We start from the raw sequence: 25,036 nt of genomic DNA on the forward strand, positions 1-25,036 counted from the left end.
CCCCACCCAGATCATCACATCAAGGCCGGACATGACCGACGTGAGCTATCAAAGCCAAATGCAAGAGGGCGAGGCGTCCTTGGGGGACTATTTTGCCCTGATGAAGCCGCGCGTGATGCAACTGGTCGTGTTCACTGCCGTTGTGGGTTTGCTGGCCGCGCCTGAACAGGTGCATCCCGTCATCGCCTTCGCCTCGATCCTGTTCGTGGCCATCGGGGCTGGGGCATCCGGCGCGCTGAACATGTGGTGGGATTCTGATATCGACGGCATCATGCGCCGCACCGCCAAGCGCCCCATCCCTGCGGGCAAGGTGACGCCGGACGAGGCCAAGATGATCGGTTTCGCCCTGTCGGGCATGGCCGTGATGATGCTGGGGCTCAGCGCGAATCTCCTCGCCGCGGGGCTGCTGGCCTTTACCATCTTCTTTTATGTCGTGATCTATTCGATGTGGCTAAAGCGTCTGACGCCGCAGAACATCGTGATTGGCGGGGCTGCTGGTGCCTTCCCGCCGGTGATCGGCTGGGTCGTTGCCACGGGGTCCATGGCAATTGAACCGTGGTTGATGTTTGCGTTGATCTTCATGTGGACGCCGCCCCACTTCTGGGCGCTGGCGCTGTTCATGAAATCCGACTACGACGATGCGGGTGTGCCGATGCTGACCGTGACAAACGGGCGCAAGTCGACACGGCTGCACATCCTTGCCTATACCGTGCCGCTGGTTGTTCTGGCTGTTGGCACCGCGTTCACCTCGATCGGTGGTCCCGTCTATCTGGCAACCGCGCTGGTGCTGAACGGCCTGTTCTTGAAAGGCGCCTATGACATCTGGCGCCGTGACGAGACACAGGCCGAGGACGACGATTACAAGGTCGAGAAGTCTTTCTTCCGCCTGTCGCTTTGGTATCTGTTCCTGCACTTTGGTGCGATTCTGGTCGAGGCGCTGTTGCCCGCCGCGTGGGGTATCTGGGCATGAGCATCAAGGCAGAGCACGAGATTCACACCCGCCGCAAAGGCCGCAATGTCGGCGTGGGCCTGATGTTGGCCGCCTTTGTTGTGCTGGTACTGGCGCTGACCTTTGTGAAAATCACGGGCGGCGATTTCGAAATGCCACGTGTTGAGGACACCCAATGAGCCGCTTGACCGGTCCCCAGAAGACAGTTGCGCAAACAGTTGGCCTTGTCGTTGTGATGGGCGGGCTCGCTTGGGCGTCGGTGCCATTCTATGACTGGTTCTGCCGTGTGACTGGCTTTGGTGGCACCACCGGTGTCAGCGAAGTCGCCTCGGATGAGATTCTGGACCAGACCATCAAGATCCGCTTTGACGCATCGCTGGAACGCAACATGCCATGGGAATTCAAACCCGTGGTGCGCGAGATGGAGTTGCGGATCGGCGAAACCGGTCTGGCCTTTTACGAGGCCTACAACCCGACCGACCGTCCCATCGCGGGATCGGCCAGCTATAACGTCGCGCCATACGAGGCGGGCGGGTTCTTTTCCAAGATCGACTGTTTCTGCTTTGAAGAGCAGGTCCTTGCCCCCGGTGAACGGGTGCAGATGCCGGTGACCTTCTATGTCGATCCGGAAATAGTTACGGATCGCGACGCAAAATACGTGCACTCGATCACACTGAGCTATACATTTTACCAAATTGACCTGCCCGAAGGCTATGCCGCCCTCGATCAGGCCGACGACAGCAATCTGAACTAAGGGACGTCAACAATGGCCCACGCTAAAAACCACGACTACCACATTCTTGCGCCCTCTACGTGGCCGCTCCTTGGCGCGCTTGCCGGCTTTGTCATGCTGTTTGGCGGCGTTGTCTGGATGTCCGGCGGGATGACAATCCTGTTCAAATCCATTGAGCTTACAGGGCCATGGATGTTCCTGATCGGCTTTGTTGCCGTGCTTTATGTGATGTTCGGCTGGTGGTCGGATGTGGTCACCGAAAGCGGCGTTGGCGATCACACACCGGTTGTGCGCATCGGCCTGCGCTATGGCTTCATCCTGTTCATCATGTCCGAAGTCATGTTCTTTGCCGCATGGTTCTGGTCGTTCTTCAAGCACGCGCTGTACCCGATGAACGACTATGTGGGCAGCACCTATGTCGCGCCCGAGATCTACCCCGTTGACGCATTCCACCTGCCGCTGATCAACACGCTGATCCTGCTGCTGTCGGGCTGTGCCGTCACATGGGCGCACCACGCATTGGTGCACGAAAACAACCGCAAGGATCTGATCAACGGTCTGGCCATCGGTATCGTTCTGGGCGTCGCCTTCACCGGTCTGCAGGCTTATGAATACATGCACCTGCTGCACGAAGGCTGGGAATTCGGCGGCGACAAATTCTACTCGAACTTCTTCATGGCCACAGGCTTTCACGGCTTCCACGTGATCATCGGGACAATCTTCCTGACCGTCTGTCTGATCCGTGCCATGCGTGGCCACTTCACCCCTGAAAAGCACGTCGGTTTCGAAGCGGCGGCATGGTACTGGCACTTCGTTGACGTGGTGTGGCTGTTCCTCTTCTTCGCCGTCTACCTCTGGGGTATCTGATCGGCGCTTGCAGGCACCGCTCAGGGCTGTAAAAACACCGGCGCGCGAGGGGATTTCCCTCGCGCGCTTTTTCTTTGGGGCAAAGGCGTCATGACGCGCATTATCTTCTTTCTGGCTGTCGGGCTTGGCGGTGCGGCTGTGCTGATCTCTCTCGGGGTCTGGCAGGTGCAGCGGCTGGGCTGGAAGAACGATCTGCTGGCGCGGATCGAAGCGCAGATCGGTGCCGACCCCGTCCCGTTGGTCGAGGCGCTGGAACCTGAATTCCGCCGCTATGCGCCCGTGCAGATGACCGGCACATTCGGTGCGGACCACATCCGCATGCTCGCCTCGCGCAAGACGACCGGCCCTGTCTATCGCATTATTCGCCCGTTCCAGACCGACGCGGGCCGTGCTGTGTTGGTCGATACCGGCTGGCAGCCGCAATCGCGCGACGTGGCCGACGCCCCGACAGGTACGCTGACCGTGACGGGCAATCTTGATAACCCGATCGAGGCCGACGGCTTTACCCCCGAACCGGACCTTGCAGGCAACATCTGGTTCGCCCGCGACGTGCCCGCCATGGCCGCCGCGCTTGAGACTGATCCGGTTCTGGTGGTGCTGCGCGAAGCCCCCGAACCCGCCGTTGATCTGGGCGTGACCCCATGGCCCGTGGACACGATCAACATCCCTAATGACCATCTGCAATACGCTATCACCTGGTTCTCGCTGGCCGCGATCTGGGTTGGTATGACGTCTTATTTCCTGTGGCGCACCCGCGCCAAGAAAGGCTAGCCCCATGCAATATGTTTCGACCCGTGGCCAAGCACCCGCGCTGACTTTCGAGGACACGATGCTGACCGGCCTTGCCCGTGATGGCGGGCTGTATGTGCCTGAAACCATCCCGCAGATCGACGCGCACACCATCGCTGCTATGGCGGGGCAAAGCTATGAAGAGATCGCCTATACCGTGATGCGCCCCTTTGTCGGTGACACGTTCAGTGATGCCGAGTTCCGTGGCTGTATCAACCGCGCCTATGCCGGTTTCGGCCATGCCGCCCGCGCGCCGCTGGTGCAACTGTCGCAGGGGCATTTCCTGCTGGAACTGTTCCACGGACCGACGCTCGCGTTCAAGGATTTCGCGATGCAACTGATCGGCCAGCTGTTCCAGACCGCGCTTGCGCGTCGGGGCGAGCGTGTGACCATCGTGGGGGCCACTTCGGGTGACACCGGATCGGCGGCGATCGAGGCGTTCCGCGGCCTCGATAATGTCGACGTGTTCATCCTGTACCCGCATGGCCGCATCAGCGAGGTGCAGCGCCGCCAGATGACCACGCCAACCGAATCCAACGTGCATGCCTTGGCGCTGGACGGGGATTTTGACGACTGCCAAGCCCGCTTGAAGGACATGTTCAACGATTTCGAATTCCGCGATGGCGTCGGCCTTGCGGGCGTGAACTCAATCAACTGGGCGCGGGTGCTGGCGCAGGTGGTATATTACTTCTCCTCCGCCGCGAGCCTTGGCGCGCCGACCCGCAAGGTCAGCTTTACCGTGCCCACCGGCAACTTCGGGGACATCTTCGCAGGCTACATTGCCAAGCGCATGGGCCTGCCTATCGACCGCCTAGTGGTGGCGACCAACCAGAACGACATTCTGCACCGCTGCCTCAGCGGGCAGGGCTATCACAAGGGCGACACGATCCCGTCGATCAGCCCGTCGATGGACATTCAGGTCAGTTCGAACTTCGAACGCGCGCTGTTTGACGCCTACGGTCGCGATGGCGGTGCGGTGGCGCAACTGATGGACGAACTGAAAGCTGGCGGTTTCGAAGTGAGCCAAGGCGCAATGCAAACGCTTGAGGATCACTACGACTCGGGCCGCGCCTCTGAACAGGACACTGCCGCCGCGATCACCCGCACGTTGAAAGAGACAGGCGAGTTGCTGTGCCCCCATTCGGCGGTCGGCGTACACGTGGCTGCCGATCACATCGACGCAGGCACGCCGATGGTCACTCTGGCCACCGCGCACCCTGCGAAATTTCCCGACGCGGTCGAGGACGCCACAGGGATACGGCCCCCTCTTCCCCCGCGCATGGCGGACCTGTATGACCGCAGCGAACGGGTGACCCGCGTGCCCAACGATCTTGAGGCACTCAAGACCCATATCAAGGAACACCGCGCCACATGAGAGCCCTGAATTGAGCACGAAAACACACACCCTGAGCAACGGGTTTCGCATTGTCACCGAACATATGCCTTCACTGGCATCGGCCTCTATCGGGGTCTGGGTCGGGGCAGGGGCACGCCACGAAGCACCGGAGCAGAACGGGATCGCGCATTTTCTTGAGCACATGGCGTTCAAGGGCACCCAAAAGCGCAGCGCGCTGCAAATCGCTGAGGCCATTGAAGATGTAGGCGGCTATATCAACGCTTATACCAGCCGCGAGGTCACCGCCTATTACGTGCGCGTTCTGGAAAACGATGTGCCGCTGGCGCTGGACGTGCTGGCCGATATCCTGCTGAACCCTGTCTTTGAGGATTCCGAGATCGAGACCGAGCGTGGCGTGATCCTGCAAGAGATCGGGCAGACGCTTGATACGCCGGATGATGTCATCTTTGACTGGTTGCAGGAACAGGCCTATCCAGAACAGCCCCTTGGCCGCACCATTCTGGGGCCAAGCGAGCGTGTGTCGGCCTTTGGGCGCACCGATCTTTCGCAATTCGTGAGCCAGCATTACGGCCCCGAACAGATGATCCTGTCGGCGGCGGGCGCTGTGGATCACGACGCCATCGTGCGCATGGCCGAAGATTTCTTTGGTCACATGCCACGCCGTCCTGTGCTGACGCCGGATGCGGCGCGGTTCTCTGGGGGCGAGGTGCGCCATGGCAAGGCGCTGGAACAGGCGCATTTCGCGCTGGCCTTTGAATCCCCCGGATATCGCGACGACGCGATCTATACCGCGCAGGTCTATGCCAGCGTGCTGGGCGGCGGCATGTCGAGCCGCCTGTTTCAGGAAATCCGCGAGAACCGCGGCCTGTGCTATACGATCTTTGCCCAAGCAGGTGCCTATCACGACACCGGCATGACAACGATCTATGCAGGCACCGCCGCCGACCAGATCGCCGATCTGGCCACCATCACCGTGGACGAGATGAAGCGCGCCGTGGGCGACATTACCCAAGCCGAGGTCGACCGCGCCCGTGCGCAGATGAAGGCAGGGCTGCTGATGGGGCTGGAAAGCCCGTCGAACCGCGCCGAACGTCTGGCGCGGCTGGTGCAGATCTGGGACCGCGTGCCGCCGCTTGAGGAAAGCGTGGCGCTGATCGACGCGATCACCGTGCGCGATGTCAGCGACTTCGCCGAACAGATGGCAAGCCGCGCGCCGATGGCCATGGCCCTTTACGGCCCCGTCGATCAAGCGCCCGACCGCGCCACCCTAGAGGAGCGCCGCGCCGCCTGATGCTGCTGACCAAACGGAAATTGCAGATCGAGACCGAGCGCATGTCGTTGCGCCCGCCGGTCCATTCCGATTTCCGTGCATGGGCGGCGTTGCGCGCCTCAAGCGTCGATCATCTGACCCCGTGGGAGCCGAGCTGGGCCTCGGACCACCTGACGCGGAAGGCATTTACCAACCGCGTCTACTGGGCACAGCGGTCGGTGTCGTCGGGCACCGCGCTGCCGCTGTTCCTGTTCCGCCGCTCTGACGATGTGCTGGTGGGGGCGATCACGCTGGACAATATCCGGCGTGGTCCGGCCCAAGCGGGCACGCTTGGCTATTGGACGGGGGTGCAGTTCTCGCGCCAAGGTTACATGCGCGAGGCGATCTTGGCGGTCGTGCACTATGCGTTCAACCGCCTAGACCTCAGCCGGATCGAGGCCGCGTGCCTGCCGGAAAACACCGCGTCACGCGGGCTTCTGGAAACCTGCGGGTTCAAGTATGAAGGCGTCGCGCAAAGCTATCTCCAGATCGACGGGCGCTGGCGGACACATGTGCTGTATGCGGCGTTGCGTATGGACCGGCGCGGGCGCACGGATGTCGGATAAACAGGCAAGCTGCGCGATATAACGCAAAACAGGGCCAAGAGCTTTTGAGAATGGCGCGCTCTGGGGTATGCTTTCACCCATGCGCCTGATCCTGACATCACTTTGCCTGATGCTGCTGCCGCTGACCCTTACGGCGCAACAGACCCGCACGCCAAGCCACTGCATCGCTTTGGCGAATGACATCGACGGCGCGACCTTTGTGCACAAGGCCAGCTATGATGTCGATGTGGCCCCCGAAACGGTGCGCATCCATTACATCGCCCATGCGTCGTTCCTGATCCGCACGGCGGGCGGGCTGAACATGGTTACTGACTTTACCGGCTTTACCGGCACGGCGCCGATGATCCCCGATCTGGTCACGATGAACCATGCCCACGAAACCCACTGGACCGCCTTTCCCGATCCCGCCATTCCCCATGCGCTGAACGGTTGGGGCGAGTTCGGCAAAGGGATCGACCACCGCGTTGATCTTGGCGAAGTGCTGGTGCGCAATGTATCGACCGATATCCGGTCGCAATTCTCGGGCGTGGAAAGGGACGGCAATTCGGTCTTTGTATTCGAGGTGGCGGGCCTGTGCATCGGGCATCTGGGCCATCTGCATCACGAACCAAATGACGAACAATATGCCGCCATTGGCCGCCTTGATGTGGTGATGGCAGCCGTGGACGGGGGGATGACGGTGGACCTGCCGACAATGATGCGGATCGTGGATCGGCTGCGGTCATCCATTGTGATCCCAATGCACTGGTTCGGGGATTATACGCTCAATACATTCCTCGACGGGATGCGCGATCGCTTTCAGGTGGTCGAGGTTGGCGGCCCTGCGTTGGATGTCTCGCTCGACCGGCTACCAAGTCGCCCGACCATCATGGTGCTGCGCCCCGCGTGGCTGTCCAAAACGCCGGAGTGATTTGGCACGCTGCGTCGATCTGGGCGCATTGCGCTTTTGGTGGGTTTCGTGGCACCTGTGGCCCGCACAGCCAAAGAGGCCCCCATGCTGAATTCCCTGACCCCTGACCGCGCCGAGGCGTTGCGTGCCACATTGCCGGCAGACCGCTTTTCCGCACCCGAAGCAGGCCACCTGAGCGAGCCGCGCGGGCGCTATGCCGGACAGGCGGGATTGCTGGCGCGCCCCCGTTCGACCGAGGAGGTCGCGACCCTGATCCGCGCCGCTGCCGAGGCGCGTGTGCCAGTGATCCCCTATGGTGGCGGAACGGGGCTGGTCGGCGGGCAGGTATCGCCCGAGGGGCCGGTGCCGCTGCTGCTGTCGCTTGAGCGGTTGAACACGATCCGCGCCGTCTATCCGCAGGAAAATGTGCTGGTGGCCGAGGCCGGTGTCATTCTGGCCGATGTGCAGGCCGCTGCCGCCGAGGCGGGGCTGGTGTTTCCATTGTCTCTGGCCGCCGAAGGGTCGGCGCGCATTGGCGGCAACCTGTCCACCAACGCGGGCGGTACGGGCGTTCTGCGCTATGGCAATGCGCGTGATCTGTGTCTGGGGATCGAGGCGGTGTTGCCAAGTGGCGAGATTTACAATGGCCTCAGCCGTCTGCGCAAAGACAACACCGGATACGACCTGCGCAACCTTCTGATCGGGGCCGAAGGCACGCTCGGTGTCATCACTGCGGCATCGCTGAAGCTGTTTGTGATTCCGCAGGCGATTGGCACGGCGATGTTTCAGGTCGCCTCGCCCGCGGCGGCGCTGTCGCTGCTGGCCATGGCGCGCGCCCATGTGGGCGAGGCGGTGTCGGCCTTTGAACTGATCCACCGGCAGGGGTTTGATTTCCTCGCCGAAACCATGCCGCAGGTGCGCAATCCGTGGGACGAAACGCCGGAGTGGTCTGTGCTGGTCGAACTGGGGCTATCGGGTGGCATCGCACCCTCTGACGCGCTGGAGCGTCTGTTCGAGGAGGCGCTGAATACAGGGCTGGTGGCTGATGGCGTGATCGCCCAAAGCGAGGCACAGCGCAGCGATTTCTGGACCGTGCGCGAATCCATCCCCGAGGCGAACCGCCTGATCGGGGCGGTCAGTTCGCATGACATTTCCCTGCCCTTGGGCGTTCTGGCCGAGTTTATCGAAACCGCCCGTGGGCGCATCGCGCATCTGGGCGATTTCCGCATCAACTGTTTCGGCCATGTGGGCGATGGAAACCTGCACTACAATGTCTTCCCTGTGATCGGCAAAACCAAGGCGGACCATTTGGATGTGCGCGACGCGGTGCAGCAGGCGCTGCATGATCTGGTGCATGAACTGGGCGGGTCGGTCAGTGCCGAACATGGCATCGGGCGGCTCAAGGTCGGCGATCTGGAACGCTATGGCGATCCGACGAAACTGGCAGTGATGCGCAGCATCAAGGCGGCCCTAGATCCTGCGGGCATCATGAACCCCGGTGCGGTGCTGCGCGCGCAGGCGGGATAGGGGCGGCTAGCCTTTCGCGGGGCCAAGGCAGTCGGTCAGACGCCAAACCAGTTCGCCCACCTTCGGGTTCAGGATGTCGCCATGCGAGGCGATGATGCTGGAGGCGTCGATATACATCACCTTGCCGCTGTCTTTCAGACCGGCGCATGGCGCATCTAGCGCGCTCAGGTCTTGGGATGTGGGCACGGTATAGCGCGCCATCTTGTCCTCAAGCGCGGGCACGTTGCGTACTGTGCGGTCCCCGATCTTGCCGCCAACATGCGCAGCCCCCGACCCGATCCGCGCAACTGGGTTCGCCCGATCCCCCGTGGCCCATGTGAGGGCCAGCGTGCCGTTGGGTTCGGCGTGGTCTTGATACGGGCCACCTTCGCCCGTGAACATCCAGCGTACCGGCGGCACAAGGCGGTATGACCCGCGAAAGCGGTTGGCGCTGAACGCTGCTTGCAACCCGATCATCACCGGTGCGGGCGTGGTGCGTGCGACGGGGGCTTTCAACAGGTCCGCCGAATAGTAGGCGCGGGTCAGGATGCGCGCGCCCATCGAATGCCCGACAGCGACGGTTTGCAGCTTCGTTGCCGCCTCGATCCGTGGCAGCATCGCGTTCAGCATGTGGTTGGCGATGCCGAACCCGATCTCGTCCGCGTCCGCCGCCTTGACCGGATAGCTGCCGATGTGAAAGGCGCGATTGGCCAGATCAACAACCGAGTTGCCACCCCAGACCGAGGGCCATGTGAGCCCGATCACCAGAGGGTTAAAGCTGCGCCCCTCGGCCTCGGCGGCGCGGATGGCGTGCTGCCGGATCGCGTTATAGCGTTCAAGCGCTTCGAACTGGTCGTTGTTCCAACCCATCGACAGGAACATGAGGTGGGTAAAAGGCTGGCCGCGTTCCTGCGCCGTTTTGGCGTCGGCGACGACGTGCTGTTCCATTTGGTCAAGCGCATCCCACCCCGCCTCATAAGCGGCAGCTTGGGGCGGTGTGTCGTGGTTGCCAAAGGCGGATTTGCTATAGGCGCTATAGATCAGGTCAGTATCGATATTGGCAGTGTGCTTTGTCTGCCCATAGCGCAGGATATGCGAGACGAACATAACCTTGGGATCGTTCATCGCGTTCCTGAAAGTCGCCTGTTGTTGCGACAGGTCACGCGGGTCTTGCGACGGGGGCAGGCGGTGCGGCGGCTGAAGCCGTGCGGTATCCGCACCGGTGCCGTTGAAGTGGATTTTGGCGCGGGGGCTTTTCTCTATCCCCACGATGTATCCACTGCCCGCCAGCGGGTGAGAGAACGGTGTGTTGAGCAGCGCGTGATAGCGCGCTATCACCCCGTCCGTGGCAAAGGCGGCTTCTTCCTCTGCCGGAACATGGGCGTTGATCGTGGTGCATTGGGCAAGGGCGGCAACCCCCGCCAACAAGGCAAAACGGCGGGGCGCGGGAAATCGGCGGCGCTGACGGGCAATGTCCATCGGGCAGGTCCAAAGGCTGAAAACAATGCTTTCAGCCTAGAACACAGACCCGTTTGTGGCAATGCGCCTGCTTATTCGCCTTCAAAAGCGCACAGCGCGTTCACTTCCGTCCCCATCGCTTCAAGCCGCTTGCGCCCGCCCAGATCGGGCAGGTCGATCACGAAGGCGCAGCTTATGATCTCTCCGCCCAGCCGTTCAACCAGCTTGATCCCCGCCTCGGCAGTGCCGCCCGTGGCCAGCAGATCGTCCACCAGCAGGATTTTTTCGCCCGCCTTGATCGCGTCGTCATGCAGTTCGACAATCGCCTCGCCATATTCCAGCGTATAGGCCTGCGAGATCGTCGCGCCCGGCAGCTTGCCCTTTTTGCGGATTGGCACAAAGCCGACGGACAGTTGGTGCGCGATGGCGCCGCCAAGGATAAAGCCGCGCGCCTCAAGGCCCACGACCTTGTCGATCTGCATTCCCGCATAAGGATGCAGCATCTGGTCAATCGCCATGCGGAACCCGCGCGGATCGGCAAACAGGGTGGTCACATCGCGGAACATGATCCCTTCGTGGGGGAAGTCGACGATGGTGCGGATGTAGTCTTGAACGGTTTTCATGCGGCTTTCCTTGGTGCGGCGTTCAGGGCGCCCGGGGTGGCAATAGTGGGGTCAATGCGGCCGCAATCGCGTGCCGGTGGGTAAATGCAGGTAAGGTGTGACGGGGGCATCAGACGGGGTTCAGCATCCGCCCCGCCACCGCGTCCAGCCGCGCAACCACGGCAGGGTCACGTTTGTCCGGAGCAGTCAGGATGGCGTATTCCAGTGCGCGGTCGCAGCCATGCGGGCAGGGTGCGCGGCTGGCCCCCAGCAGGGCGGGCAGTTCGGCAACCAGCTTGCGCGCCTTGCCTGCGTTGCCCATCAGGGTTTCGATGATCTGGGTCACGTCCACCTCGCCATGGTCGGGGTGCCAGCTGTCGTAATCGGTGATCATCGCGACCGAGGCATAGCACAGCTCGGCCTCGCGGGCGAGTTTCGCCTCGGGCATGTTGGTCATGCCGATCACATCCGCGCCCCAGCTTTCACGGTACATCTTGGATTCCGCGAGGGTCGAGAATTGCGGCCCTTCCATCGCCAGATAGGTGCCGCCCATATGGACGTTGATGCCAGCGGTTTTCGCAGCCGTCAGACAGGCCTCGGACAGGCGCGGGCAGGTGGGGTGGGCGACGCTGACATGCGCCACGCAGCCGGTGCCAAAGAAGGATTTCTCGCGCGCGAAGGTGCGGTCAATGAACTGATCCACAACAACAAAATCACCGGGCGCCATTTCTTCGCGGAAACTGCCGCAGGCCGAGACAGATATCACATCCGTCACCCCGATCCGCTTGAGCGCGTCAATGTTGGCGCGGTAGGGAACCGTGGTCGGGCTGTGCACATGGCCGCGCCCGTGGCGGGGCAGAAAAGCCATGTCCACACCGTTCAGCGTACCGGTCAGGATCTGGTCCGACGGCGCGCCCCACGGGGTGTCCACACTGATCCACTTTGCCCCTTCCAGCCCGTCGATATCGTAGATGCCTGAGCCGCCGATCACGGCGATTTTGGTCTGGGTCATAGCGGGCCTTTCGGATCGAAAACAGGGTCGGGCGGGGCGCAATAAAGGGGCGCACAACCCGTGCACAAGGGGTACACAACCTGTGCACCGCCTGTACACCCCCACCGCGCGCAGGGTGTGGGCCATCGGCAACGCTTTGCAGCGGCGCACCGATCTTGGGCAACTGTTAACTCTGCATGTGCTTGGATCGTGGGCAGGCGGATTTCATTGATGATGGCCTAGGGGCACAGGGGCGATCCGGCGCGGTGCCCCCATGGTCATTTGCAATCCGATCCGGTAAGGGCGGGCCAATCACGACATTTGAAGACAGGAATCCCATGGCCCTTTTCGATTTTTCGAACATGCGCACCAAAACGCGTTTCGGAGACTTTTCCATCGCCCCGGGCGAGGTGAAGTTGACGCCCGCCCAAATTCGCACCGATCTGCTGTCGGGCCTGACGGTCGCTCTGGCCCTCGTGCCGGAGGCGGTTGCCTTCGCCTTTGTGGCAGGGGTTCACCCGTTGGTGGGGCTGTATGCGGCGTTCATGGTCGGCCTGATCACGGCAATTTTCGGGGGCCGTCCGGGGATGATTTCCGGTGCGACGGGGGCCTTGGCCGTTGTGATGGTCGCCTTGGTGGCGCAGCACGGGGTTGAGTATCTGTTTGCCACGGTGGTTCTGATGGGGCTGCTGCAAATCTTTGCTGGTGTGATGCAATGGGGCAAGTTCATCCGCCTTGTGCCGCATCCGGTCATGCTTGGTTTTGTGAACGGGCTGGCCATCGTGATTTTCCTTGCGCAGCTGACACAGTTCAAAGTGCCCGGCACGGCCGAGGTCAGCGGGCACGGCATGGCGGGCGGCGCGTGGCTTTCGGGTATGCCGCTTTATCTGATGCTGGGGCTTGTCGCGCTGACCATGGCAATCATCTGGGCCGCGCCGCGTGTGACACGTTTGATCCCTGCGCCTTTGGCGGGGATCGGCATTGTGGCGGCCATCGTGATCGGTTTCGGCCTTGATGTACCACGGGTTGGCGATCTGGCCAGCATTGAGGGCGGCCTGCCTGCCTTCCACATTCCGTCGGTGCCATTCACATGGGAAACCTTCCAGATCATCCTGCCTTATGCGGTGATCCTCGCGGCAATCGGCCTGATCGAAAGCCTTCTGACGCTGAACCTTGTCGGTGATTTGACCAAGCAGCGTGGCGGGGCAAGTCAGGAATGTATCGCCCAAGGCGTGGCCAACACGGCCACAGGTTTCTTTGGCGGCATGGGCGGTTGTGCGATGATCGGCCAGTCGATGATCAACGTGAAATCCGGCGGGCGCACGCGTATCGCGGGCATCGCGGCGGCGCTGTTCCTGCTGGCCTTTATCCTTGTCGGGTCGAGCGTGATCGAACTGATCCCGCTGGCGGCGCTGGTTGGGGTGATGTTCATGGTTGTGATCGGGACGTTCGCGTGGAACTCGCTGAAGATCCTGCGCAAAGTGCCGACAATGGACGCCTTTGTCATCGTTCTGGTCACGGTTGTGACGGTGATGGAAGACTTGGCCGTTGCGGTTGTGGTCGGGGTGATCGTGTCGGCGCTGGCCTATGCGTGGAACAACGCGCGCCGCATCCATGCCAAGGCCTATACCACGCCCGAAGGCGCACGGGTCTATCAGGTGCAGGGGCCGCTGTTCTTCGGCTCTGCCTCCGGCTTTATCGAGATGTTCGACGTCGAAGGCGACCCGAGCAAGGTGATCGTGGACTTTGCCGACAGCCGCGTTGTGGACCAGTCCGCCTTGCAGGCGATCGAGGCCGTTGCCGCCAAGTATCAAGAGCTTGGCAAGCGTGTGCAGTTGCGTCACCTGACCCGCGATTGCCACCGGTTGCTGACCACAGCGGGCCACCTGATTGTCGATAGTGACGATGACCCCGATTACGAGATCGCGACCGATTACGGTGTGCGGACGGGTATTCTGGGCGCGCACTGATCAGCGGGCTTAGGCCGCAAAACAAAACATCGAAGGGCGGGGGCCGCCCTTCGATCTGATCTTTTTAAGGTTGGAAAATAGCTGAGTCGCGCTTGGCTCAGGACGCTTCAAGCGCGGTGATGTCACCCGATAGAAGGGCGGGCATCGCAGCCTCGACCCGCGCGGCGGGCCAGTCCCACCATGCCAGTGCCGACAGCCGCGCACAGTCTTCGGGGGCAAAGCGCATTTTGACCACCTGTGCGGGATTGCCCGACACGATGGCAAAGTCCGGTACGGTGCCGCGCACCACGGCACCCGCGCCGACAATCACGCCATTGCCGATCCGCGCCCCGGGACAGACCAGCGCGCCATATCCCAGCCAGACGTCATTGCCGATGACCGTGTCGCGGGTGTCGGGCTGGTACCCTTCGATCCGGTCGGTGTCGAACACCGGAAAAGGGAAAGTCGTGATCCCGTCCATCGCGTGGTTCGCGCCCGAGGTCAGAAACTTCACCCCGTGCGCAATCTGGCAATAGCGTCCGATCTTCAGCTTTTCCTGCCCGAAGCCGAACAGGTAGGGGGCAAGGTGGCTGGCCCAATCCTCGGGCGGGGTGAAATCCGACGCATAGGAATAGGCCCCGACCTCCCATGAGGGATGGTCGATCACCTGATCCAGAAACACGGTGCCTTTATGGGCAGAACCATCGGGCAAGGTGATCGGATAGGCGCGGGTTGCGTCGGGAAACATGGTTACTCTCCGGGGCGGGCGAGGCTGAACTTTTCGTCGATGACGGAATAGTCGCGATAGCCGAGCCGTGTCAGCGGTTTGAATTTCATCACGTCAAAGATGCCGTCCACAAGGCAGTCGTCACGCAGGTGCACGCCGACCACTTCGCCAAGGACGAGGTAGTTGCTTTCGCCCTCGATCTTGATGATCTGGGTCATTTTGCATTCTAGCGACGCAGGCGCAGCGGCGACGCGAGCACAGTTGATCTGGCTGCAATCGGCCTTGTCGACCGAGGCCAGTTCGAACTCGTCGGTCTGGGCATCCCATGCGCCGGAGGTTTTGTTCATCACGTCCTTCATCGCGTATTCCACGATGTTCACGCAGAACACGCCGGTGTCGCGGATGTTGGCGACGGTGTCCTTGGTGTTGTCGCGGTCGGGCTTGGCGCTGGTGGAGGCGAACATGACCTGTGGCGGCACATAGGCGACCGCGTTGAAGAAGGAATATGGCGCGAGGTTGTCCGACCCGTCCGACCCGCGGGTCGAGATCCAGCCGATGGGCCGGGGCGTCACAATGGCGTTGAACGGGTTGTGCGGCAGACCGTGGCCGTCTTCTGGGCGATAGAACATATGGCTCTCCAACATCTCAAGGTTTGCGCAAGGAGTACCCCCATGCTAGGGCGGGGACCACCCCTGACGACCGATTGCGATCCGCCACACCCATGTTTCAACTGACAAAAGAAACTCCTGACGATTGGTGGGAGGTCGAAGCCCTTTACGATCTGTGCTTTGCGCCGGGGCGGGAATTGCTGTCATCGTATCGTTTGCGTGATGGCGTGGCGTCGGTTGCGTCGCTGAACCTTGTGGCGCGGGACGAGGGCGGGATTTTGGGCGGTGCGATCCGGTTCTGGCCTGTGCGCATCGGGTCGGACGTGTCGCTGCTGCTGGGGCCGGTGGCGGTGCACCCGACCTGTCAGGGCGAAGGGTTGGGCGCGTCCCTGATCGAAGAGGCGCTGGACCGCGCCACCCGCGAGGGCTGGGATCGGGTGCTGCTGGTGGGCGATGCGCCTTATTACAGCCGCTTCGGGTTCACCCGTCTGGACGATGTCGTGATGCCGCCCCCCACCAACCCCGACCGTGTTCTGGGCCGTGCCTTGCGCGAAGGTGCGTGGGTGGGAATCGCCGGAGAAGTCACGCGGGCGGATTGAAACCGCGCGCAGGCGTCCCAATCTATAAACGATGAACGATATCACCGAAGCCCATGCGCCGATTGATCCTGATGCCGAAATTGAACGCCTTGCGCGGCGCTATCGTGCGGCGGGTGGTTTGGGCATTCAGTTGTTGAACGCATTGGGCACGCGGGCGGACGGGTTGCTGGCGCTATTGCCCTCGGCGGTGCGGATGCAGTTGAACGGCGCAAGCGAGGCGGCACTGACCTATGCGATGCGTGCGGCCAGCGAATCGCGCCGTGTGGTGCCGGACCAGTCCGAGTGGCTGAATACCGCGCTTAGCACCGCGATGGGGGCGGCGGGCGGCTTTGGCGGCTTGCCCACGGCGTTGGCGGAATTGCCTGTCACAACCACATTGCTGCTGCGCGTGATCGAAGGCGTGGCCGAGGAGCACGGGTTTGATCCATCATCGGAATCGGTGCGGTTCGACTGTGTTCAGGTCTTTGCCGCCGCGGGGCCGCTGGCCCATGACGATCAGGCCGACCTTGCCTTTCTGTCGACCCGCGTGGCGCTGTCCGGCGCGGCCATTCAGGCAGTGATCGCACGGGTTGCGCCGCGCCTTGCGGTGGTGATGGGCCAGAAGCTGGCCGCGCAAACGGTGCCGGTGCTGGGCGCGATGGCGGGGGCGGCGACGAACTATGCCTATACCAGCTATTACACCGACGTGGCGCATGTGCATTTCGGTCTGCGCCGTCTGGCCATTGATGCGGACCAGCCGCATGACGTGCTGGTCAGCCGTCTGAAGGATCAGGTGAAGGCGCTGCGCTAAGCGTGCCCGAGATCGCACTGGGCGCGACCGAGGTGGCCTTGATAATCGCGTAAAGCGACTGGCCCTTTTCCAAACCCATCGACGCCACCGCCCGCGCCGTTACCCGCGCAAGCAGGGCGTCGCCGTTTGCATCCAGCGCAATCGCTGCGCCGGGGCCGTCGCCTGCGCGGATCGCGGTGATCGTCACGGGCAGGATGTTTTGCGCGCTCAGCCCCTTTGGCACGTCCAGCGACAAGAGCACGTCTTGCGCCAGCACCCGCAAGCGGATGTCGGCGCCTTGCGGTGCCTCGACCCCCATCAGATGCAGCGACCCCGCCGCCACATCAAGCGTGGTCAGCCCGTCGTCGCCGTGCCGCGCCACGCGGGCCTTCAGCACCGCGCCCGCCTCGCGCACGCCCAGCAGCGGCACCGCCGCCGGATCGGCCATCACGTCGAACATGGGGCCGAAGCGGGCCACCTTGCCATCCGCCAACAGTACCAACTGGTCGGCCAGCCGCGCCACTTCGTCCACCGCGTGACTGACATAAAGGATTGGCACGCCCGTGTCGGATTTCAGCCGGTCGAGATAGGGCAGGATCTCGGACTTGCGCGGACCGTCCAGCGCAGCAAGCGGTTCGTCCATCAGCAGCAGGCGCGGCTCCGCCAGCAGGGCGCGGCCAAGGGCGACGCGCTGGCGTTCGCCCCCCGACAGGGTGGCAGGGCGGCGGGTCAGCAGCGGGCCAAGGCCCAGCAGGTCGATCATATGGGCGCGGGTCTTGGGCCGTGCGCCAAAGCGGCGCGCGTAATCAAGGTTTTGCGCGACAGTCAGATGCGCAAAAAGCCGTGCGTCCTGAAACACATAGCCGATGCGCCGTTTGTGCACGGGCAGGAAGGTGCTGGCGTCCTGAAAGGTCACGTCGTCCAAGGTGATGCGCGCCTGATCGGGGCGCAGCAGGCCCGCAACCGCGTTGACGATGGTGCTTTTGCCTGTGCCGGAACGCCCGAACAGGGCGGTGACGCCTGCGCCAGCCTCGAAACGTGCATCAAGGGTAAAGTCACCAAAGCGGTGGCGGAGGGCGACGGACAGCGTCATGTGCCCGCGATCCTGCGGGCCACGCGCCGCGCCAGCCATTCCGACAGCACCACCGCGCCAAGGGCCAGCACGCAGGCCCAGAGCACAAGGCGGATCGCGGCGTCCTCACCGCCCGGCACCTGTAGCAGCGCGTAGATGGCCGAAGGCAGGGTTTGTGTCTGGCCGGGGATGTTGGCGACAAAGGTGATCGTCGCGCCGAATTCACCCAAAGCCTTGGCAAAGCCCATGACCGCGCCTGCAAGGATGCCAGGCAGGATCAGGGGCAGCGTGATGGTGGCAAACACCGCCCAGTCGGGCGCGCCAAGGGTGCGGGCGGCGTCCTCAATCTTGGGGTCCACCGCCTCGATTGCGAGGCGGATGGCGCGCACCATCAGCGGAAAGGCCATGACGATGGCGGCGAGCACCGCGCCCGTCCAGCGAAAGGCGAGGACGAGGCCAAAGACGTCCTCAAGAAAGCGCCCTGCCGGACCTGTGCGGCCAAAGAACAGCAACAGAAGGTAGCCTGTGACCACGGGCGGCAGGACCAGTGGCAGGTGCACGGCGGCGTTCAGCACGCCCTTGCCCCAGAAGTCGCGCCGCGCCAGCAGCCATGCGACCCATGTGGCCAGCGGCAAGGCTAGTAGGGTGGCAACTACGCCCACCAGGAGCGACAGTCGCAAGGCCTCCCATCCTGCGGGGTCGAGCATCACGGCAGTGCCTCGAATCCGGCGTCGAGAAAGGGGGCAGTCTGTGTGGCAAGGTGGGTCAGAAAGGCCTCTCCCTCGGGGGTGAAGGCCAGTCCGTAATACAGGATCGGCGGGTGCGCGTCAGCGGGGACGGTCCACGCGGTTGTCACCTCGGCACTGGCCTGCGCGTCCGAGCGGTAGACGATGCCAAGCGGCACCTCGCGCCGCGCTACAAGCGCGAGGGCGGCGCGGACATTGTCGGTTTCGGCCAGTCGCGTGCGCAGCGTGTCCCATGCGCCGATCTGTTCCAGCCACGCCTTGGCATAGATGCCCGCAGGCACCGATTGGTGCTGTCCCATGGCAAGGCGCGCATCGCCCAAGGCGGCCGTCAGCGTCGCGCCGTCCATAGTGTCGAAGACGGGGCCACCGGCGGCTGTGATGACCACCAGACGATTGGACAGCAGTGCGCGGGCAGGGTCGGGGGCGTGGCCGTTATCGTGCAACCAGTCGGCCCATGCGCCATTGGCAAGGATCGCCACATCCGCCGGTGCGCCCAGTGAAATCTGGCGCGCAATGGTGCCGGAGCCTGCATAGCTGATCGAGCTGCCCGCATCCCAAGATGTTGTGACGGCATCTAGGGGGCCTTGCAGACTGGCCGCCGCAAAGACCTGCATCGGACCTGCCTGCGCCGCCAGAGGCGTGGAGGCAAGAAGGGCCGAAAGAAGGAAGTCTTTGATCCGTCTTAGTTTTTTCATATCACAGATACTATTGGGCAATGCGGTCCCTGCCTCAAGCGCAAAGTGCAGAGCAATCCGCGCGATGGTGAACGGATCGTTAAGCGTTCGGTTTTTATGCTCTTATCACGTCAAAAAGCACAAGGATTCTGGCATATAGGCCGGTTGCCCCCTATATTTAGGCCGGAAATTGAAGGGAACGAACAGTGACGGCCCCACTGATCAAGCAACTTCCCCTTTCGTTGGGGCAGGGCGGAAAGACCGATGTGCGCACGCAGTTTGCCGCATTGTGTTACCGCGTGAAGAAGAAAAAGGTGCGGGTTCTGCTGGTCACGTCGCGGGGATCGGGGCGCTGGATCCTGCCCAAGGGCTGGCCGATGGATGGCAAGACCCCTGCGGAAAGTGCCGCGCAAGAAGCGTGGGAAGAGGCGGGCGTGGTAGGCGTGCCGGACTGGCGGCCCTTGGGAATGTATTCCTATACCAAGACGCTGGAAGATGACGGCGATAACCTGCCCTGTGTCGCGATGATCTATGGTGTTCGGGTGAAAACGGTGGTCGACAAGTTCCCCGAGGCGGGCCAAAGGCGGCGCAAGTGGGTGAGCCGCAAGAAAGCCGCCGCCATGGTGGACGAGCCGGAACTGGCGCGTATCCTGCGCGATTTCGATCCGCGCAGCCACGGCTAAACCAGTGCGGAACGCATATATGTGCCGTTGCGGTGCGCGGCATTCGGATTATGTTGATAGCATATGATCAAGTACACTCTGAAATGTGACAGCGGACACAGGTTCGACAGCTGGTTTGCCTCTGGTGATGCCTATGACCAGTTGCGCAAGGGCGGTCACGTGTCCTGTACCGCCTGCGGATCGTCGCAGGTGAGCAAGGCGATCATGGCCCCGAATGTCTCCACCAAGGCGGCGGAAAAGGCACCTGTCCCGCAAGCGGCAGAACCGTCCGAAGCGGCCAGGAAAGAACTGGCGGCGGCCCTGTCCAAACTGCGCGCCGAGGTCGAGAAGAACGCGACCTATGTGGGCGGGAACTTTGCCCGCGAGGCGCGCGAGATGCACAGCGGCGATGCGCCGGAACGCCCGATCTGGGGTGAGGCGAATATCAAGGATGCCAAGGCCCTGATCGACGAAGGCGTGCCGGTCGCGCCCTTGCCCTTTATCCCAACCCGAAAAGTGAACTGAGCCGATGAACATTGTGATTACGGGTGCCACGCGCGGTATCGGCGCGGCACTTGCCGCACGCTATGAGGCCGCAGGGCACAGGGTTGTGGCGACGGGCCGGTCGGCAGCGGCGGATGTCACGCTGGACGTGACGCAGCCCAGCGATCACAGGGCCATGGCCGAACGTCTGGATCAGGTGCCGATTGATCTGCTGGTGTGCAATGCGGGTGTCTATCTGGACAAGGGCGAGGATCTGGAAACAGGCTTTGCCGCCGATCTGTGGGCGCAGACCTTTGCGGCGAATGTCACCGGCGTGTTTCTGAGCGTGCAGGCGTTGCTGCCCAATCTGCGGCTGGCCAAAGCGCCGAAGATCGCCATCATCTCGTCCCAGATGGCGTCGCATACACGCGCCCCCGGTGGCAGCTATATCTATCGCGCGTCCAAAGCGGCGGTACTGAATGTGGGGCGCAATCTGGCGGCGGACCTCGCGGGCGAGATTGCCGTGGGCATCTACCATCCGGGCTGGGTGCAGACGGATATGGGCGGCACCGAAGCGGCGATCACGGTGGACGAGAGTGTGGACGGGCTGATCGCGCGGTTCGAGGCGCTGTCGCATGAGACATCGGGCTGTTTCGAGACGTGGGACGGGCGGGCGCATCCCTACTAGGGGCAGTGTCGCGTTCGGGACGTCGGTTTTTATCAGGGGGGCGCTGCCCCCTGTCGCGCCAGCGCGACATCCCCCGGGATTTTTTGGAACAGAGAAGGGTCTGGGGCGGCGCTGTCTTGCAACTGGGCCAGCGGAGCGCTAAGGCGCGAGCGAAGCAAAATTCGGGGCTGTTCCATGCCTGTACTGGTTATGAAATTCGGTGGCACATCCGTGGCCACACTGGACCGCATCCGCCGCGCCGCCAAGCGCGTGGGCGTCGAGGTGGCCAAAGGCTATGATGTGATCGTGATCGTGTCCGCCATGTCGGGCAAGACCAATGAACTGGTCGGTTGGGTCAACGAGACATCGCCGCTGTATGATGCGCGGGAATATGATGCGGTTGTGTCCAGCGGCGAGAATGTCACCGCAGGCCTGATGGCGCTGACCTTGCAGGAAATGGACGTGCCGGCGCGCAGCTGGCAGGGCTGGCAGGTGCCGCTGAAGACAACGTCTGTGCATTCGAGCGCGCGTATCGAGGAAATCCCGACCGACAATATCAACGCCAAGTTTGGCGAAGGCATGAAGGTCGCGGTGGTGGCAGGGTTTCAGGGCATCAGCCCCGAGGGCCGGATCACCACGCTGGGCCGTGGCGGGTCGGACACCACCGCCGTGGCCTTTGCCGCCGCATTCGATGCGGAGCGGTGCGACATTTATACGGATGTGGACGGGGTCTATACCACTGATCCGCGTATCACGTCCAAGGCGCGCAAGCTGGACCGGATCGCATTTGAAGAAATGCTTGAACTGGCCAGCCTTGGTGCAAAAGTTTTGCAGACCCGTTCGGTTGAACTGGCCATGCGGTATAAGGTGCGCCTGCGCGTGCTGAGCAGTTTCGAGGAACAATCCGATGAGGCCGGTACGCTGGTCTGCGACGAGGAGGATATCATGGAAAGCAATGTAGTGGCCGGTGTGGCCTATAGCCGTGACGAAGCCAAGGTCACGCTGGTGAGCGTTGCCGACCGCCCGGGCATTGCGGCTGCGATCTTTGGCGCGCTGAGCGATGCCGGTGTGAACGTCGATATGATCGTTCAGAACATCTCGGAAGAGGGGCGCACGGATATGACGTTCTCTTGCCCTGTGGATCAGGTCAAGCGGGCCGACAAGGCGATGGCGGATGCCGCTGCTGCCGGTGTGATCAACTTCCACGAGCTGATTGCGGATACCGAAGTGGCCAAGGTTAGCGTTGTCGGTATCGGCATGCGAAGCCACACAGGCGTTGCCGCCAAGATGTTCGACTGCCTGAGCGCCGAGGGCATCAACATCAAGGTCATCACCACATCCGAGATCAAGATCTCGGTGCTGATTGATCGCAAATACATGGAACTGGCGGTGCAGGCGCTGCACGATGCGTTCGAGTTGCACAAAGCGGCCTGAACACGCGGTTTGTTGCCAAGCGGCGGGTCATGACCGGCCGCTTGATGGCGCAAATTCAACCACCTGTGGCAAATCGCCTTGGGCGATGTGTCTTTTGGATTTCGCTTTCGGTGCGGCTGTGATCTAAGCTGGGTCCGCAAAGCGATGGGGGACGTTGGCCAATGGCCGAACGGGTGGAAACAGAAAGCCGCAAGTTATTGGGTCGGCTGCGCGACGCCATGGCGGGGGATGACGCCGGTCAGGCGCGGCTGGACAAGATCACGAATCTGATCGCGGACAGCATCGGTACAGAAGTCTGTTCCATCTACCTTTTTCGCGATGACGACACGCTGGAACTCTGCGCCACCGAAGGGTTGAAGCCCGAGGCCGTGCACCGCACGCGCATGCGTCTGGGCGAAGGTCTGGTGGGCCGTGTGGCGCGCCGCCGCGAGGTGGTGAATGCCGCGGATGCGCCAAGTGCGCGCGGTTTCCGCTATATGCCGGAAACGGGCGAAGAGGTGTTTTCCAGCTTTCTCGGGGTGCCGATCCAGCGTCTGGGCGAGGCGCTTGGCGTGTTGGTCGTGCAATCCAAAGATGCGCGCGAATATTCCGCTGACGAAGTCTATGCGCTGGAAGTGGTCGCCATGGTTCTGGCGGAGATGACCGAACTGGGTGCCTTTGTCGGTGAGGGTGGCGGCATGGGCGCGCGGCACAGCCAGCCTGTGATGATGCGCGGCACCGTGGCGCAGGAAGGTGTGGCCGAGGGGCATATCTGGCTGCACGAACCGCGTGTGGTGGTCACCAACCCCATCGCCGACGATCCGCATCGCGAGCTTGAGCGTCTGAACGAAGCGGTCGAGGAATTGCGCGTCGGGGTCGACAAGATGCTGGCGCTGGCCGGTGTCGATAAAGAACAGGCCGAAGTGCTTGAGGCCTATCGCATGTTCGCCAACTCCAAGGGCTGGATGCGCCGCATGGAGGAAGACATCGCCCGCGGTCTGAGTGCCGAAGCTGCGGTCGAGAAAGAGCAATCGCTGGCCCGTGCGCGCATCGGGCAGGCGACGGACAGTTATTTACGCGAACGGCTGAGCGATCTCGATGACCTGTCCAACCGCTTGCTCCGCATCCTCACGGGGCAGGGCAAGGATACGGGCGCGGATATGCCTGCCGATCCGATCCTTGTGGCACGCAATATCGGCCCTGCGGAACTGCTGGATTACGGGCGCAGCCTGCGCGGCATCGTGCTTGAGGCCGGATCGGTTGGCAGCCACGCGGCCATTGTGGCCCGCGCCTTGGCGATTCCGCTGATCGTGCATGCCGAACGCGCCACGCTTGAGGCGCTGAACGGCGATCATGTGTTGGTGGACGGAGAACAGGGGATCGTGCACCTGCGCCCCGACGATACGGTCGTGAACGCGTTCCGCGACAAGATGGCGATGCAGGCGGCAGCGGCGGAACGCTATGTGTCGATCCGTGACAAGCCGGCGCAGACCCTGTGTGGCGAGGTGATCTCGCTTAACATGAATGCGGGGCTGATGGCCGATCTGCCATCGCTTGAAGGGTCGGGGGCCGAAGGGGTCGGCCTGTTCCGGACGGAATTGCAGTTTCTGGTGCGCAACCAGATGCCGAAACGGTCCGAGTTGTCGGCGCTGTATGCGCGGGTGCTGGATGCGGCGCAGGGCAAAAAGGTGGTGTTCCGCACGCTCGACATCGGGTCGGACAAGGTGCTGCCCTATATGAAGCCGAATGACGAACCCAACCCTGCCTTGGGCTGGCGGGCGATCCGTGTCGGTTTGGACAAGCCGGGCGTGATGCAGATGCAGTTGCAGGCGCTGATCCGTGCGGCGGCGGGCCGTCCGCTGACCATCATGTTCCCCTTTATCGCGCAGTCAGAGGAATACACCCAAGCCTGTGCGCAGATGGACAAGGCGATGGAGCGCGAGCGCAGTCTTGGCCACGTGCTGCCCAAGCATGTTGAGGTGGGGGCGATGCTGGAAACGCCCAGCCTTGCCTTTGCGCCGCAAAAGTTTTTCGACGAGGTTGGGTTCCTGTCGATCGGGGGCAATGACCTCAAGCAGTTTTTCTTTGCCGCGGACCGCGAGAACGAGCGGGTGCGGCGGCGGTACGACTCGCTAAACGTGTCGTTCCTGAGCCTGATCGAGCGGATCGTGGAGCGTTGTGCGATCAGCAACACGCCGGTGTCCTTCTGTGGCGAAGATGCGGGCCGTCCGGTCGAGGCGCTGTGCCTTGCGGCTATCGGATTGCGCAATCTGTCCATGCGTCCTGCATCAATCGGGCCGGTCAAGTCCTTGTTGCGGCGGTCGAATTTGCAGGATGTGCGCAAGGTGATTGCCGACGCGCGCCATCGCGGCGAAATGAGCGTGCGACCTGCGATCATGGAGTACTTGCGCCAGCAGGGGTGATTCCTGTTGCGGATCAACCGGTTGTGCGGTGATCCCGATCTATCTTCTGAGCATCTGAATTTATCCACATCGGGGTGTGGATAAGAATTTTGCCTATTTTCCGTGTCTCAGCGTTTATGGAAAGCGCACCAAATGCCGCGTGTTTTCCACAGAGGCTGGCCGCTTGCCTCCCTTTTTCGAACAAGCTAGTAAGCTCATCCACATTTCCTCAACAGGGTGCGCTCTGGG

General features: G+C 62.4%; 26 protein-coding genes. 18 read left to right on the forward strand and 8 right to left on the reverse strand.

All coding sequences use genetic code 11. The features are described 5' to 3' along the window. Positions 1–31 precede the first annotated feature (31 nt). The 10 genes from AC6GQJ_RS15830 (at position 32) to AC6GQJ_RS15875 (ending at position 8,986) form a co-directional block, all read left to right on the forward strand. Positions 32–970 carry a heme o synthase gene (locus AC6GQJ_RS15830; RefSeq protein ID WP_500769985.1) on the forward strand — a complete coding sequence of 313 codons (939 nt, stop codon included), beginning with the start codon at positions 32–34 and terminating at the stop codon, positions 968–970. Further along, positions 967–1,128 (forward strand): cytochrome c oxidase system small membrane protein, encoded by a 162-nt coding sequence (locus AC6GQJ_RS15835; protein WP_500769987.1) that lies wholly within the window; start codon positions 967–969, stop codon positions 1,126–1,128. Before AC6GQJ_RS15830 ends, AC6GQJ_RS15835 begins: the two co-directional genes overlap by 4 nt. Beyond that, positions 1,125–1,703, forward strand: coding sequence for a cytochrome c oxidase assembly protein (locus tag AC6GQJ_RS15840; protein ID WP_500769989.1), 579 nt, complete (start codon positions 1,125–1,127; stop codon positions 1,701–1,703). The genes AC6GQJ_RS15835 and AC6GQJ_RS15840 overlap by 4 nt, the downstream gene beginning before the upstream one ends. Before the next feature lie 12 nt (positions 1,704–1,715). Beyond that, the gene (locus AC6GQJ_RS15845) at positions 1,716–2,549 is read left to right on the forward strand and encodes a cytochrome c oxidase subunit 3 (RefSeq protein ID WP_500769991.1); all 834 of its coding nucleotides are present in this window, start codon (positions 1,716–1,718) and stop codon (positions 2,547–2,549) included. A gap of 90 nt (positions 2,550–2,639) precedes the next feature. After that, a complete protein-coding gene (locus AC6GQJ_RS15850) occupies positions 2,640–3,320 on the forward strand; it encodes an SURF1 family protein (protein WP_500769993.1) in 681 nt (226 codons plus the stop codon). Positions 3,321–3,324: 4 nt separating this feature from the next. Then, on the forward strand, positions 3,325–4,713 hold the full coding sequence (thrC, locus tag AC6GQJ_RS15855; RefSeq protein ID WP_500769995.1) for a threonine synthase: 1,389 nt from the start codon (positions 3,325–3,327) through the stop codon (positions 4,711–4,713). 10 nt (positions 4,714–4,723) lie between these two features. Continuing rightward, positions 4,724–5,986: a M16 family metallopeptidase gene (locus tag AC6GQJ_RS15860; protein ID WP_500769997.1), complete on the forward strand. Its 1,263-nt coding sequence runs from the start codon at positions 4,724–4,726 to the stop codon at positions 5,984–5,986. After that, entirely contained in the window at positions 5,986–6,570 is a 585-nt protein-coding gene (locus tag AC6GQJ_RS15865) for a GNAT family N-acetyltransferase (protein ID WP_500769998.1), read from the forward strand. The genes AC6GQJ_RS15860 and AC6GQJ_RS15865 overlap by 1 nt, the downstream gene beginning before the upstream one ends. 79 nt (positions 6,571–6,649) lie before the next feature. Further along, the gene (locus AC6GQJ_RS15870; RefSeq protein WP_500773953.1) at positions 6,650–7,480 is read left to right on the forward strand and encodes an MBL fold metallo-hydrolase; all 831 of its coding nucleotides are present in this window, start codon (positions 6,650–6,652) and stop codon (positions 7,478–7,480) included. 84 nt (positions 7,481–7,564) lie between these two features. Continuing rightward, a complete protein-coding gene (locus AC6GQJ_RS15875) occupies positions 7,565–8,986 on the forward strand; it encodes an FAD-binding oxidoreductase (RefSeq protein WP_500770000.1) in 1,422 nt (473 codons plus the stop codon). Positions 8,987–8,992: 6 nt separating this feature from the next. Here the strand turns inward: AC6GQJ_RS15875 and AC6GQJ_RS15880 are convergent, their stop codons facing one another. The 3 genes from AC6GQJ_RS15880 to AC6GQJ_RS15890 all read right to left on the reverse strand — a co-directional run bounded on the left by AC6GQJ_RS15880 (position 8,993) and on the right by AC6GQJ_RS15890 (position 12,037). Next, positions 8,993–10,444, reverse strand: coding sequence for a hypothetical protein (locus tag AC6GQJ_RS15880; RefSeq protein WP_500770002.1), 1,452 nt, complete (start codon positions 10,442–10,444; stop codon positions 8,993–8,995). A 71-nt stretch (positions 10,445–10,515) separates the two neighbouring features. Beyond that, positions 10,516–11,046, reverse strand: coding sequence for an adenine phosphoribosyltransferase (locus AC6GQJ_RS15885; protein WP_500770004.1), 531 nt, complete (start codon positions 11,044–11,046; stop codon positions 10,516–10,518). Positions 11,047–11,155: 109 nt separating this feature from the next. Further along, positions 11,156–12,037 (reverse strand): S-methyl-5'-thioadenosine phosphorylase, encoded by an 882-nt coding sequence (locus AC6GQJ_RS15890; RefSeq protein WP_500770006.1) that lies wholly within the window; start codon positions 12,035–12,037, stop codon positions 11,156–11,158. A gap of 341 nt (positions 12,038–12,378) precedes the next feature. Between AC6GQJ_RS15890 and AC6GQJ_RS15895 the strand changes: the two genes are divergently transcribed. Then, the gene (locus AC6GQJ_RS15895; RefSeq protein WP_500773955.1) at positions 12,379–13,986 is read left to right on the forward strand and encodes a SulP family inorganic anion transporter; all 1,608 of its coding nucleotides are present in this window, start codon (positions 12,379–12,381) and stop codon (positions 13,984–13,986) included. 97 nt (positions 13,987–14,083) lie between these two features. Here the strand turns inward: AC6GQJ_RS15895 and AC6GQJ_RS15900 are convergent, their stop codons facing one another. Next, entirely contained in the window at positions 14,084–14,713 is a 630-nt protein-coding gene (locus tag AC6GQJ_RS15900) for a CatB-related O-acetyltransferase (RefSeq protein ID WP_500770008.1), read from the reverse strand. Between the two features lie 2 nt (positions 14,714–14,715). Then, positions 14,716–15,321, reverse strand: a complete 606-nt coding sequence (locus AC6GQJ_RS15905; RefSeq protein WP_500770010.1) for a flavin reductase family protein — start codon at positions 15,319–15,321, stop codon at positions 14,716–14,718. A 92-nt stretch (positions 15,322–15,413) separates the two neighbouring features. On the opposite strand from AC6GQJ_RS15905, the gene AC6GQJ_RS15910 reads away from it, so the two are divergent. Then, positions 15,414–15,899: a GNAT family N-acetyltransferase gene (locus tag AC6GQJ_RS15910; protein WP_500770012.1), complete on the forward strand. Its 486-nt coding sequence runs from the start codon at positions 15,414–15,416 to the stop codon at positions 15,897–15,899. Positions 15,900–15,930: 31 nt separating this feature from the next. After that, on the forward strand, positions 15,931–16,689 hold the full coding sequence (locus AC6GQJ_RS15915) for an EcsC family protein (RefSeq protein ID WP_500770014.1): 759 nt from the start codon (positions 15,931–15,933) through the stop codon (positions 16,687–16,689). On the opposite strand, the gene modC is transcribed toward AC6GQJ_RS15915, so the two are convergent. Genes modC through modA form a run of 3 tightly spaced genes read right to left on the reverse strand, consistent with a single transcriptional unit; the run spans position 16,652 to position 19,181 of the window. Next, positions 16,652–17,761 carry a molybdenum ABC transporter ATP-binding protein gene (gene modC / locus AC6GQJ_RS15920; protein ID WP_500770016.1) on the reverse strand — a complete coding sequence of 370 codons (1,110 nt, stop codon included), beginning with the start codon at positions 17,759–17,761 and terminating at the stop codon, positions 16,652–16,654. The two genes, AC6GQJ_RS15915 and modC, sit on opposite strands and share 38 nt — an antisense overlap. After that, positions 17,758–18,447: a molybdate ABC transporter permease subunit gene (modB, locus tag AC6GQJ_RS15925; protein ID WP_500770018.1), complete on the reverse strand. Its 690-nt coding sequence runs from the start codon at positions 18,445–18,447 to the stop codon at positions 17,758–17,760. The genes modC and modB overlap by 4 nt, the downstream gene beginning before the upstream one ends. After that, the gene (gene modA / locus AC6GQJ_RS15930) at positions 18,447–19,181 is read right to left on the reverse strand and encodes a molybdate ABC transporter substrate-binding protein (RefSeq protein ID WP_500770020.1); all 735 of its coding nucleotides are present in this window, start codon (positions 19,179–19,181) and stop codon (positions 18,447–18,449) included. Before modA ends, modB begins: the two co-directional genes overlap by 1 nt. Before the next feature lie 185 nt (positions 19,182–19,366). Between modA and AC6GQJ_RS15935 the strand changes: the two genes are divergently transcribed. The 5 genes from AC6GQJ_RS15935 (at position 19,367) to ptsP (ending at position 24,808) form a co-directional block, all read left to right on the forward strand. Continuing rightward, positions 19,367–19,843 (forward strand): NUDIX hydrolase, encoded by a 477-nt coding sequence (locus tag AC6GQJ_RS15935; RefSeq protein WP_500770022.1) that lies wholly within the window; start codon positions 19,367–19,369, stop codon positions 19,841–19,843. 63 nt (positions 19,844–19,906) lie between these two features. Beyond that, positions 19,907–20,347, forward strand: a complete 441-nt coding sequence (locus tag AC6GQJ_RS15940; protein WP_500770024.1) for a DUF1178 family protein — start codon at positions 19,907–19,909, stop codon at positions 20,345–20,347. A 4-nt stretch (positions 20,348–20,351) separates the two neighbouring features. Then, entirely contained in the window at positions 20,352–20,993 is a 642-nt protein-coding gene (locus tag AC6GQJ_RS15945; RefSeq protein ID WP_500770026.1) for an SDR family NAD(P)-dependent oxidoreductase, read from the forward strand. A gap of 174 nt (positions 20,994–21,167) precedes the next feature. Further along, positions 21,168–22,406, forward strand: a complete 1,239-nt coding sequence (locus tag AC6GQJ_RS15950) for an aspartate kinase (protein ID WP_500770027.1) — start codon at positions 21,168–21,170, stop codon at positions 22,404–22,406. A gap of 161 nt (positions 22,407–22,567) precedes the next feature. After that, positions 22,568–24,808, forward strand: a complete 2,241-nt coding sequence (gene ptsP, locus AC6GQJ_RS15955; RefSeq protein ID WP_500770029.1) for a phosphoenolpyruvate--protein phosphotransferase — start codon at positions 22,568–22,570, stop codon at positions 24,806–24,808. Positions 24,809–25,036: the final 228 nt, after the last annotated feature.

Source organism: Tateyamaria sp. 7Alg 36, assembly GCF_059882455.1.

Excerpts from the sequence above, each read along its gene's own strand:
- AC6GQJ_RS15835 (WP_500769987.1), top strand. The coding sequence starts at position 967 with ATGAGCATCAAGGCAGAGCACGAGATTCACACCCGCCGCAAAGGCCGC.
- AC6GQJ_RS15880 (WP_500770002.1), bottom strand. The coding sequence starts at position 10,444 with ATGGACATTGCCCGTCAGCGCCGCCGATTTCCCGCGCCCCGCCGTTTT.
- AC6GQJ_RS15830 (WP_500769985.1), top strand. The coding sequence starts at position 32 with ATGACCGACGTGAGCTATCAAAGCCAAATGCAAGAGGGCGAGGCGTCC.
- modB (WP_500770018.1), bottom strand. The coding sequence starts at position 18,447 with ATGCTCGACCCCGCAGGATGGGAGGCCTTGCGACTGTCGCTCCTGGTG.
- ptsP (WP_500770029.1), top strand. The coding sequence starts at position 22,568 with ATGGCCGAACGGGTGGAAACAGAAAGCCGCAAGTTATTGGGTCGGCTG.
- AC6GQJ_RS15950 (WP_500770027.1), top strand. The coding sequence starts at position 21,168 with ATGCCTGTACTGGTTATGAAATTCGGTGGCACATCCGTGGCCACACTG.
- AC6GQJ_RS15865 (WP_500769998.1), top strand. The coding sequence starts at position 5,986 with ATGCTGCTGACCAAACGGAAATTGCAGATCGAGACCGAGCGCATGTCG.
- AC6GQJ_RS15870 (WP_500773953.1), top strand. The coding sequence starts at position 6,650 with ATGCGCCTGATCCTGACATCACTTTGCCTGATGCTGCTGCCGCTGACC.
- thrC (WP_500769995.1), top strand. The coding sequence starts at position 3,325 with ATGCAATATGTTTCGACCCGTGGCCAAGCACCCGCGCTGACTTTCGAG.
- AC6GQJ_RS15875 (WP_500770000.1), top strand. The coding sequence starts at position 7,565 with ATGCTGAATTCCCTGACCCCTGACCGCGCCGAGGCGTTGCGTGCCACA.
- AC6GQJ_RS15900 (WP_500770008.1), bottom strand. The coding sequence starts at position 14,713 with ATGTTTCCCGACGCAACCCGCGCCTATCCGATCACCTTGCCCGATGGT.
- modC (WP_500770016.1), bottom strand. The coding sequence starts at position 17,761 with ATGACGCTGTCCGTCGCCCTCCGCCACCGCTTTGGTGACTTTACCCTT.
- AC6GQJ_RS15890 (WP_500770006.1), bottom strand. The coding sequence starts at position 12,037 with ATGACCCAGACCAAAATCGCCGTGATCGGCGGCTCAGGCATCTACGAT.
- AC6GQJ_RS15850 (WP_500769993.1), top strand. The coding sequence starts at position 2,640 with ATGACGCGCATTATCTTCTTTCTGGCTGTCGGGCTTGGCGGTGCGGCT.
- AC6GQJ_RS15945 (WP_500770026.1), top strand. The coding sequence starts at position 20,352 with ATGAACATTGTGATTACGGGTGCCACGCGCGGTATCGGCGCGGCACTT.
- AC6GQJ_RS15845 (WP_500769991.1), top strand. The coding sequence starts at position 1,716 with ATGGCCCACGCTAAAAACCACGACTACCACATTCTTGCGCCCTCTACG.
- AC6GQJ_RS15940 (WP_500770024.1), top strand. The coding sequence starts at position 19,907 with ATGATCAAGTACACTCTGAAATGTGACAGCGGACACAGGTTCGACAGC.
- AC6GQJ_RS15885 (WP_500770004.1), bottom strand. The coding sequence starts at position 11,046 with ATGAAAACCGTTCAAGACTACATCCGCACCATCGTCGACTTCCCCCAC.
- AC6GQJ_RS15895 (WP_500773955.1), top strand. The coding sequence starts at position 12,379 with ATGCGCACCAAAACGCGTTTCGGAGACTTTTCCATCGCCCCGGGCGAG.
- modA (WP_500770020.1), bottom strand. The coding sequence starts at position 19,181 with ATGAAAAAACTAAGACGGATCAAAGACTTCCTTCTTTCGGCCCTTCTT.
- AC6GQJ_RS15840 (WP_500769989.1), top strand. The coding sequence starts at position 1,125 with ATGAGCCGCTTGACCGGTCCCCAGAAGACAGTTGCGCAAACAGTTGGC.
- AC6GQJ_RS15905 (WP_500770010.1), bottom strand. The coding sequence starts at position 15,321 with ATGTTCTATCGCCCAGAAGACGGCCACGGTCTGCCGCACAACCCGTTC.
- AC6GQJ_RS15915 (WP_500770014.1), top strand. The coding sequence starts at position 15,931 with ATGAACGATATCACCGAAGCCCATGCGCCGATTGATCCTGATGCCGAA.
- AC6GQJ_RS15910 (WP_500770012.1), top strand. The coding sequence starts at position 15,414 with ATGTTTCAACTGACAAAAGAAACTCCTGACGATTGGTGGGAGGTCGAA.